Origin of the sequence: Streptomyces lushanensis (assembly GCF_001700515.1) — a bacterium.
In the GTDB taxonomy this organism is placed as follows: domain Bacteria; phylum Actinomycetota; class Actinomycetes; order Streptomycetales; family Streptomycetaceae; genus Streptomyces; species Streptomyces lushanensis.
On sequence record NZ_MAUD01000021.1, the window covers coordinates 20,508 to 29,872 of the forward strand.

The 9,365-nt window shown below is 68.3% G+C and carries 8 protein-coding genes and 1 CRISPR repeat array (1 of these 9 only partly in view); all 8 genes read left to right on the top strand.

The features are described from left to right. A CRISPR array of direct repeats spans window positions 1–592; the repeat unit is 29 nt; unit sequence GTTGCGAGCCCTCCAGGGCTGATGACGGC; it begins 213 nt to the left of the window's first position. 383 nt (window positions 593–975) lie between these two features. The 8 genes from cas6 to cas2 all read left to right on the top strand — a co-directional run bounded on the left by cas6 (window position 976) and on the right by cas2 (window position 9,047). Continuing rightward, window positions 976–1,635, top strand: a complete 660-nt coding sequence (gene cas6, locus BFF77_RS01925; protein ID WP_245703089.1) for a CRISPR-associated endoribonuclease Cas6 — start codon at window positions 976–978, stop codon at window positions 1,633–1,635. Continuing rightward, window positions 1,632–3,077 carry a hypothetical protein gene (locus BFF77_RS01930; protein WP_245703091.1) on the top strand — a complete coding sequence of 482 codons (1,446 nt, stop codon included), beginning with the start codon at window positions 1,632–1,634 and terminating at the stop codon, window positions 3,075–3,077. Before cas6 ends, BFF77_RS01930 begins: the two co-directional genes overlap by 4 nt. Next, window positions 3,077–4,135: a type I-B CRISPR-associated protein Cas7/Cst2/DevR gene (gene cas7i / locus BFF77_RS01935; protein ID WP_066943125.1), complete on the top strand. Its 1,059-nt coding sequence runs from the start codon at window positions 3,077–3,079 to the stop codon at window positions 4,133–4,135. The genes BFF77_RS01930 and cas7i overlap by 1 nt, the downstream gene beginning before the upstream one ends. 271 nt (window positions 4,136–4,406) lie before the next feature. After that, a complete protein-coding gene (locus BFF77_RS36140) occupies window positions 4,407–4,796 on the top strand; it encodes a type I-E CRISPR-associated protein Cas5/CasD (protein WP_425424327.1) in 390 nt (129 codons plus the stop codon). Continuing rightward, a complete protein-coding gene (locus BFF77_RS01945) occupies window positions 4,778–7,261 on the top strand; it encodes a CRISPR-associated helicase/endonuclease Cas3 (protein WP_066943127.1) in 2,484 nt (827 codons plus the stop codon). The genes BFF77_RS36140 and BFF77_RS01945 overlap by 19 nt, the downstream gene beginning before the upstream one ends. Then, on the top strand, window positions 7,258–7,797 hold the full coding sequence (locus BFF77_RS01950; protein ID WP_066943129.1) for a CRISPR-associated protein Cas4: 540 nt from the start codon (window positions 7,258–7,260) through the stop codon (window positions 7,795–7,797). Before BFF77_RS01945 ends, BFF77_RS01950 begins: the two co-directional genes overlap by 4 nt. Next, complete coding sequence (gene cas1b / locus BFF77_RS01955; RefSeq protein ID WP_066943131.1) at window positions 7,797–8,777, top strand: type I-B CRISPR-associated endonuclease Cas1b; 981 nt, start codon at window positions 7,797–7,799, stop codon at window positions 8,775–8,777. The genes BFF77_RS01950 and cas1b overlap by 1 nt, the downstream gene beginning before the upstream one ends. A 12-nt stretch (window positions 8,778–8,789) precedes the next feature. Beyond that, window positions 8,790–9,047, top strand: coding sequence for a CRISPR-associated endonuclease Cas2 (cas2, locus tag BFF77_RS01960; RefSeq protein ID WP_245703093.1), 258 nt, complete (start codon window positions 8,790–8,792; stop codon window positions 9,045–9,047). The last annotated feature ends 318 nt before the right edge of the window (window positions 9,048–9,365 follow it).

Here is a 9,365-nt window from a genome sequence, read left to right on the forward strand (position 1 = left end):
TGATGACGGCGAAGAGCTGGTGGCGCACCGGCCGCGCGGCGGCCGCGTTGCGAGCCCTCCAGGGCTGATGACGGCGGCGCCCGTCGGGCGCTCATGCAGGGCATATCCGGGTTGCGAGCCCTCCAGGGCTGATGACGGCTCTCTTCCCATGTGGCGTTCTGGGCCCGAAGCTCGAGTTGCGAGCCCTCCAGGGCTGATGACGGCTTGGTGATGGCCTGCTCCTCGTCCTTCATCTGCGGACGTTGCGAGCCCTCCAGGGCTGATGACGGCCTCGGTGATCAGGTATCCGCCCCGCCGGCGCCCGCGTTGCGAGCCCTCCAGGGCTGATGACGGCGTCGGGCCATTGGGACGTGATCAGCATCGGTTCCGGGTTGCGAGCCCTCCAGGGCTGATGACGGCCGCCCAGCTCCCGCCGGAGATGTCCCTCTGGATCAAGTTGCGAGCCCTCCAGGGCTGATGACGGCGTGACGGCAGGGTGCTCGGCACCATTACGAAGTTGTTGCGAGCCCTCCAGGGCTGATGACGGCGCTGCGCCGTCCTGGGGCAACGGCCTGCAAGCGCTGGTTGCGAGCCCTCCAGGGCTGATGACGGCCCGAGGGTAAAATCGCTGGTCAGAGCCGTCTTGTAGCGGCGTCTCGGGGCGGATTTTGCAGCGATCCGGCAGTGATGCATCAGTGCAGGTCAGAGCGTTGGGCGAAGTGCGGCTACGGCTGTCGCGGGGTGGTTGTCAGTGGTGCCCGTTAGCTTACGGGTTCGGCCCCACAGCAGGCAGCTTCAGCGCTGCTCGCACTGAAATAGTGCCCCTATCAGCGAAATTCACTCTTTGGTGTGATTTATAGCCGATTGCTACTTTTCTTCCTTTGTCCGGCTAGGCTCCGACCAAGTCACGGTCGTGCGGTTCGTGGTGCAGCAACGACCGCTGCTGTCAAAAACGTTGGGGGTGTGATGCGGGTCAAAGTGGACGTCGGAGCGGACGTGCCGAGCCTGCGGTGGGAGGACGTGCACGGGCCGGCGCGTGCCGTGATGTACGAGCTGCTGGGGAGCCAGGACGCCGCCATGGCCCGGTCGTTGCATGACAAGGGGTGGAAGGGCCAGCCGCTCAAGCCCTTCGGGCTGACGAGTCCGCAGTTCAAGGGGGCCCAGAAGAAGAAGGGCGTGTACACGACATCGCGCGATGGGTCGGTGTGGTTCGGGTCTCCGGTTCCGGAGATCGCGGCGGTGCTGGTGGCGTCGCTCGCTTCGCGTACCGAGATCGTGTGGGGGTCTGCTCGTCTGACCGTGCGCGGCTTCACCGTCGATGTCGGCGCTCCCGCGTCGGACGGCCCGGTGGAGTTGAGGACAGCCACTCCTGTGGTGGTCAAGCACGAGAGTCGGTACCTGCTGCCAGGCGACGAGCACTACGTTGAACGGCTTCAGCACAACCTGACGCACAAGGCCGACGTTCTGGGCCTTCCGGCTCCACATGGGTTGCGGGTGCTGGAGGCCGGGCCCCGGCGCCGGTTCACGGTGCGGGGGGCACCGAGGATCGGCGCGGATGTCCGGGTGGCCATGGAGGCCAACGCCCGCTTTGTGGAGGCTCTGCGCTCCTGGGGCCTGGGGCTCGACACGGCGCAGGGGTTCGGGTGGATCCGGTGAGCACGCTCACCACGGCCCCGGCACCGCTGGCGGCGACGAGCCATCCGCTCCAGCGCGCGGGGGCGTGGGCGATCGCGGTGCTGGCCGAGCGCGCGGTCCCGCAGGAGGTCACCGAATTCGATCTCGACTCGGTGGCTTCACGTCTGGTGGATGACATTTCGGCTGCCGCTATGGCCGCGAAGGACACCGCCGCGTACGACTGGTGGAAGGTCCTCTTCGCGCTGTATCCGAACTCCAAGGCGACACACAGCAAGCGGTCCCGCGACCGGGTGGTACTACTGCCCGGGATCACGGAGATGTTCGTACCTGACGCCCCTGGCGCGCCTACGCGTCCCTGCACATTCTGCGGGAAGGCTGCCACGGCAGTGTGGACGAAATCGTCTCTGCCGATGTTCGACACGAACAAGGCACTCAACACGCTGCCACCTGGCGTTCCGGGCTGGCCGGTCTGCCGGGGGTGCCGTATCGCGGCGTGGGCGTTGCCGTACGGCGCCTGGGTCACCGCCGGGTCGGCGACCGTGCTCTCCTGCGAAGTGGATGCGGTGGAACGGGAGTTCTCGGAGCGCAATGTGCTGCGGGCCCGACGGGTCATGCATCTCGGATTCACCGGCTTGCGGGCCGGCGCCCGGCCCGAGCTGATCGCTGTCCGTGCCCTGCGTTCTCTGAGAGCCGGTCTGCCCGCCGGCGCCACGTTGTGGAGCTTCAAGAACGACAACCAGGAACCCTGGCTCCGCGTGACCCGGACGCGTCGCGCCGTACCCGTATTCCTGGCGACGGTCGAGGGCAACGCGGAACTGCGCCGGGGCTGGCGACTGCTGGAGCTGGCCCTCACTCGCCGGGACAAGCAGGGCCATGTGACTACCAGCGGTTCCGCCGAGTCGGCGCGACTGCTGTTCGAGGCCGAGGACGGCCGCAGCCGGTCGCTGCTCGCGCAACTCCACTACCTGCTGGACGCGCCCGACGGTTCCTGGACCGGAGAGGACCGACGCGCCCTCACCGGGCTCGCCTTCACCTACGCCAAGGAGATTCTGGGCATGAATCCGGACCTGACGCCGGTGGCGACCGTGGTCGCCGACTGGATCGAGCACGGTAGCGGCAGCTCGCGGGGCCGGCTGGCGGAGTACCGGAACGTCGCGTTGAGCGACTACAAGCTCGGCACCCTGCTCATGCAGGCGCACTTCCGACTGACGCTCGACGGCCTACCGGTGGCAGCTGGTCCGGAGGACTGGAGACCACTGATCCAGCAGCGCCCCCGTGCCTGGGAGCAGCGCATGTTGCTGGCCGCCAGCGTGCTGCAACTTCTCCAGGAGCGCGGCGTGGCCGTGAACGAGAAGCCCGTGGACGCGGACGAACAGGCCCGCACGGAGCGTCTGCTCGAACAACCGGTGCTCGCTGACGCCGACGACGATAGCGACGAGGACGAGGACAGGGGAGCGGCCTGATGGCCTATCTGGCGGGAAAAATGGTGCTCGCGATTGAGGCGGGCGCGCCGAACAACGGCAAGGGGGAGGAGACCAAGTCGAGGGTGAAATACGCCCGTATCCGTGGTCGGCACTACCCCTATATCTCCGCGCAGGCCGTCCGGCGCTGGACGCGCGACGGCATGGTCGAGCTGGGTGCCGTGCCCTCCCCGGTCACCCGGGTCGGCAAGGCACAGAACAAGGCGCAGAAGGCCAACACCGAGGCGGATCCGGTGCGGTACGCCGACGACGACCTGTTCGGTTACATGCGGGCCGGAGCGAAGAAGGACGACGCGGCCACCACCCTGCGCGACAGCCCTTTCATGCTGGGCACGCTGATGTCGGTCGAGCCCGCCTATCCGACCGAGGACTTCGGTGTCATGTCGCGCGGGGTCACCGAGCCCGTGCTGCACGGGCACGAGTTCTACACCGCTGATCTGGCAACCCCGTTCCTGCTGGACGTCCCAAGGATCGGCACGTTCACTCTCCCCGGCGACAACGGTGTGGGCAGGCCGAACTACCTCACCCAGGAGCAGGCTCTCGCCGTGGCCGATGCTGCGGCGGCCGGGGCATCCGCCACCGTCTTCAGGGGGCAGCCCGCCGTACGGCTGCCCATCGAGGAACGCCGGTCCCGGGCAGCGATGCTGCTGGACGCGCTGGCTCACCTGAGCGGCGGGGCCAAGCAGGCCCTCCACTACGGGGACCGCGTGCCCGCCCTGGTGGTGCTGGTGCCGTTCAAGGGCGGCATCAATCCGCTGGCGCACTGCATCGACGGCCAGGAAGGCACCGGACTGCGCGTCCGGGGCAAGGTGCTGCGCGAAGAGTTGGCGGCATGGGACGGCGAGTGGGAGGCCCCGGTGCGAATCGGCTGGCGCCCCGGATTCCGGGACGATCTGCGTGAGGACTTCGAGAAGGAGTGTGCTCAGGAGATCGGGGACGGGACGGTGGTCATCGACCATCCTCGGACTGTCCTGCGTGGTCTGGCCGCCGAGTTGCGCGAAGGCCGGCTCGACGGCTGGTTCGACGACCCCAAGCGGTGATCTCCGTGCCGCATGAGCCGCAGATGGCGTGGCGGGCGGACTTCTGGGCCCCCGTCGCATCTTTCCGTGATCCCCTCTTCCCTGGTCTCAGCCATGGTCTGCCGCTGCCGCCGCCNNGGCGGCGGCCACCGGAGAGCCTTCGGAATCCGTGGCCTTGGGGATGGCCGCCTGGTCCGCGGGGAACGGTGTGGACGCCGAGAAGTACCACCCGATCGCCGCGGACGGCTCCAACCCGGCTGTCTCGGGACGTGTACGCGCCGGTAAGGGCGGCATGACGATCCGGGACCGCTCCTTCCTCGCGCATGTTCATCTGAGCGTATGGCTGCCCGGAGCCGACGGCGATCGCATCGCCCGAGCGCTGCGCCGTCCCCGCTGGCCCCTGCGCCTGGGACGCTCACAGGACATCGTCCATCCCCTGCGCGTGCGGCCCAGCACACTGCGCCCCGCCGAGGAGGCGGTGGTGGACCACGCTCTGGCACCGGCCGACGGCCACGACGTACCCAGCGCGACGCTGCACCGTATGGCGGCCAGTGTCTCCACCGACCGTCTCACCACGGCGTGGGAGGACTTTCTGTGGTGCGACGCCCCAACCGGCCGCCAACCCGTCCGGAACGCCTATCGGGACGAGAAAGGGCAGGCGGTGTGGCTGCTCAGCCCGTAACCCCGAGAACTCCCCGGCGCGTCCTGCCGGACGTACGGGCCAAGTCCGCCCCGGCCGACGATCCCGAGCGTCTGACGACCCATTCCCGCACCGTCCACGACACCGTCTCCCAGATCGAGGAACGCCTCGCGAACGCAGGCGTCCTCGCCACCGAACCCGCCTTCTGGGCCCGCGTCCGTAGGGCCGCCCTCCTACACGACGCCGGCAAAGTCGCCGAAGGCTTCCAGCAGCAGCTTCGTCCCGGCGGGAAACTGTGGGGCCAGCGCCACGAAGTGCTGTCCCTCGCGTACGTCGATCTCCTCGCCACGGCGGCAGGATGGAACGACGAGGACCGGTTCATGGTCGCCACGCTCGTCGCGACCCACCACCGCGCTCTGCACACCTCGGCGTCGGGCTCCGCCGGGGGCAAGCCCAGCCTGTCGCAGACGTACAACAGCCAGACCCGGTGGGACGAAGCCTTCACCCACACCCCGCACACGGGAGGAATGCAGGTGCAGGTCCAGCTCGGACTGCACCGGGAACTGGTCGCCTGGTTCTCCGGCGCCCTGGGCATGGACCCGCCGCCCATCACCGCTGGCGGCCCCACCCTTGCCGAGCGGGCCCGTCTGGCTCTCGAACATCTGCTGGATACCTGGCGGGGGCCCGTCAAAGCCGACCGCGGGCTGCTCGCTGTCCTCGCCCAGGGCGCGCTGACACTCGCCGACCACGCCGGGTCGGCGCACGAACGCCTGCAGACCCATATGCCGCTGCCCGCCGATTACTTCGAGCGGCTCCCCCACACGCCCTACCCACACCAACGCCAGGCAGCCGACACCGACGGCCATCTCGTCCTGATCGCCCCCACGGGCAGCGGCAAGACGGAAGCAGGACTGTCCTGGGCCGCCCGGCAGACGGCGGCGATGCCGGGCCTGCCCCGTGTCGTATGGACGCTGCCGTACCGCGCCTCCCTCAACGCGGCGCGCCGTCGACTGCAACGCGATCTCGTCCCGGCGGCGGAAGAGACAGTGCCGGACATCGGCCTCCTTCACGGCGCCGTCGCACACACCCTTCTCAGCGAAGCAATTGAGGACGACTGTCCACCGGTCGACCGCGCACCTGCCAGCGGTACGTACGACAGCGACGCAGCCGACAACAGCGCGACCACCGACGAGCGCCGGTACGTCGAGCCGACCGCGGCGATGGCACGCCAGGCCCGTGCGCGAGCCGGCGCCATGCGCCTGTTCGCCCAACGTCTGCGCGTCGCCACCCCCCACCAACTTCTGCGGGGTGCCGTCGCGGGACCGGTGTACTCCTCCGTCCTTCTCGAACAGACCAACTCCGTCTTCGTCCTGGACGAGCTCCACGCCTACGAACCGGAGACCTTCGGCCGTCTCTGCGCGGCCATGGGGCTGTGGGAACAGCTCGGCAGCCGGGTCGCCGTCCTCTCCGCCACCCTCGCCCCGCCCATGACCGAGATCATCAAGGAGAGCCTCACCCGGCCGGTGACCTGTCATCGCGCGCCCCAGGGCACCAGTCCGGTCCGCCACCGTCTCGTACTGGACGACACCCCCCTCACCTCCGCCGCAAGTACCGAACGGCTGCGCGGCTGGCTGGGTGAAGGCCACAGCGTCCTGGCCGTCGTCAACACGGTCGCCGGCGCTCAGCAGTTGTTCAAGGATCTGCACGGCGACGCCCGCGACTCCTGCCCCGGCGACCCGCACAGCGCCCTGCTGCTGCACTCCCGCTTCAAGAACCGCGACCGGAACGCGATCGAACGGAACCTCCTGGAACGGCACCCCGAACGCCACGCGGATGACCGGGCTCGGCGGGGCGGGCTCACCGTGGCCACGCAGACCGTCGAAGTCTCCCTGCAACTCGACTTCGACCGCGGAGCCGTGGAAAACGCCCCGGTCGAGGCAGTGGCCCAGCGCGCCGGCCGGGTCAACCGGCGCGGTCTCCACCCCGACGGCCCGGCCGAGTTCCGGGTCCACCGTACGGACGGCACTCGCCCCTACGAACCAGAAGCCGTCGCCGCCTCCTGGGATGCGCTGACCACCCTCACGGCGGACGGCATCGAAACGCTCAGCGAACAGGACATCGACCGGCTCCTCGCCCTCGCATACGACACCGACTGGGGCAGGAGGTGGCTGGAGAGGACCCGCCGAGCCCGCGACGCGTTCAGGGACGTCTTCCTCACCTTCACCGATCCGTTCCACGACCGCTCCGAGTTCGCCCAGAAGCTCAGCGAGCAGTTCGACAGCGTCGATGTCCTGCATCGCGACGACATCGAGGAGTACCGGGAGCTCACCAGCGGACGGGAAGGCCACTTTCTCCGCGCGGCCGGCCTGCTCATCCCGCTTCGGTACGGCCAGCTGAAGACCTACAACGCCGAGTACGACCGGGGCCTGGGAGTCCATGTGATCGACGGGGAGTACGACGAAACCCTCGGGCTGGAAGCCCCGCAGGAGCCGGAGACCATCCTGTGAGCGCACGAACAACCGACGCCGCCGACCACGGGCCGGAAGAAGACGGCAACGCCCCGCTGGGCGGCGTGCACATCAAGTACCTGCATCACTGCCCGCGCCAGTTGTGGCTGTACAGCCGCGGTTACCGGCCCGAACAGCGCAGTGACCTCGTCGCCTTCGGGGAAGTCATCGACGACACCACCTTCACCCGCCGACGCGACATCGACCTCGGCGAAGCAAAGATCGACTGGGTGACCACGGGCGCGGTCGTACACGAGACCAAGTCCTCCCGCGTCCCCTCGCCAGCCCACGCTGCCCAGGTCCGCCACTACTGCCTGCTGCTGGAACGCCGGGGCATCACCGTCCGGGGCGGCACCATCCACTACCCGCTGATCCGCCGCACCACCGACGTCCCCTGGGACGCGACCGCCCGTGCCGAGGCGGAGGACTCCGAAGTCCAAGCCCGCGGCGTCATCGCGGCCCCCGAAGCGCCGGCCCGTCTCACACGCGGCAACTGCCGCGGCTGCTCCTACCTCGACTACTGCTGGGGAGACTGATGCCCGCCGTCGGCCGTACCTACTGGCTCACCGAACCGTGCCGCATCCGGCGCGAGGACAACAGCGTCCGCATCGAACGCCCCGACGGCAGCCCGGTCCGCATCCCCATCACCGACATCCGCGATTTCGTGGCCTTCGACCATGTCGACATCAACACCTCCGCCCTGTCCCTGCTGAGCCGCAACGGCGTGACCCTCCACGTCCTCGACCATTACGGCAACCACGCAGGCCACTTCAGTCCCTCGGAATCCATGTCATCGGCCAGCGTCATCCGACGCCAGGTGGAGATCACCGCCGACCCGGACCGACGAGTCGCCGTCGGCCGGTCGCTCGTCCTCGCCACCGCCGAGAACCTGCGCTGGGCGATGGACACCGACCTCCTCGACTCCGCTCTGTCGTCCCTGCGCGCCGCGCTGCCCGACTGCAAGGACAGCGACGCGGTCATGGGCCAGGAAGGCAACTTCCGCCGCACCGCCTGGGCCGTCCTCGACACCCAACTCCCCGCCTGGCTAAGGCTCAACGGCCGCACACGCCGACCTCCCACCAACGCGGGCAACGCCTTCATCAGCTACCTCAACACCCTCGTCTACGCCCGGGTACTCACCGCCCTGCGCACCACCCCGCTCCACCCGGCCATCGGATTCCTCCACTCCGACACCGACCGACGCCGCAACACCCTGGCACTCGACCTGGCCGAGCCCTTCAAGCCCCTCTTCGCGGAGCGGCTCCTCAAGCGCGCCGCGAGCCAGAAGAAGCTGAAGCCGACCGACTTCGAAACCGACGTCGCCAGAGCTTCCCTCAGCAAGGACGGCCGCAAGAAAGTCGCCGCGCTCGTCAAGGAGGAACTCGCCACGACCGTCCACCACCGCACGCTCAAGCGCAAAGTCAGCTACGAGGAACTCATCCACCTCGAAGCCCTCAAGATCGTCCGTATGTGCCTCGAAGACAAGCCGTACAAGCCCTTCCGCCCCTGGTGGTGACCAGCCATCTTCGTGATCCTCGTCTACGACACCGCCGTCGAACGCAACCCGAAAGTCCTCAAAACCTGCCGCAAATACCTCCACTGGACCCAGCGCAGCGTCTTCCAGGGCGAACTCACCACAGCCCAGTACCGTGCCCTCATGGCCGCCCTCAACACCACCATCGACCCGGAATACGACAGCATCGTCGCCTACACCACCCGCTCCCCCGACATGATCGAATCCACCACACTCGGAGTCGACCTAGGCGGCCCAGGAGACATCCTCTGAACCGCTCTGACCTGCACAGATGCACTACCGCCGGACCGCTGCAAAACAGCTCGCGAAGCGGCCAATCATCAATGCTCTGACCTGCGGTTTTACCGTCGGGAGGTCGTCATCAACCCAGGAGGGTTCGCAACCAAAAGGAGGCACGGAGCGCGGTCGGCCACATCCTTGTCGTCATCAACCCAGGAGGGTTCGCAACACCGCGAGGCCGATCGCCTGGGCGAGCAGCTGCACGCGTCGTCATCAACCCAGGAGGGTTCGCAACGAGGGAGCAGGGAGGGTGAGCAGGGGGCTGTAGTCGCGCTCGTCATCAACCCAGGA

Coding starts and splice junctions, on each gene's coding strand:
- cas7i (WP_066943125.1), top strand. CDS start 3,077: ATGGCCTATCTGGCGGGAAAAATGGTGCTCGCGATTGAGGCGGGCGCG.
- BFF77_RS36140 (WP_425424327.1), top strand. CDS start 4,407: ATGACGATCCGGGACCGCTCCTTCCTCGCGCATGTTCATCTGAGCGTA.
- cas1b (WP_066943131.1), top strand. CDS start 7,797: ATGCCCGCCGTCGGCCGTACCTACTGGCTCACCGAACCGTGCCGCATC.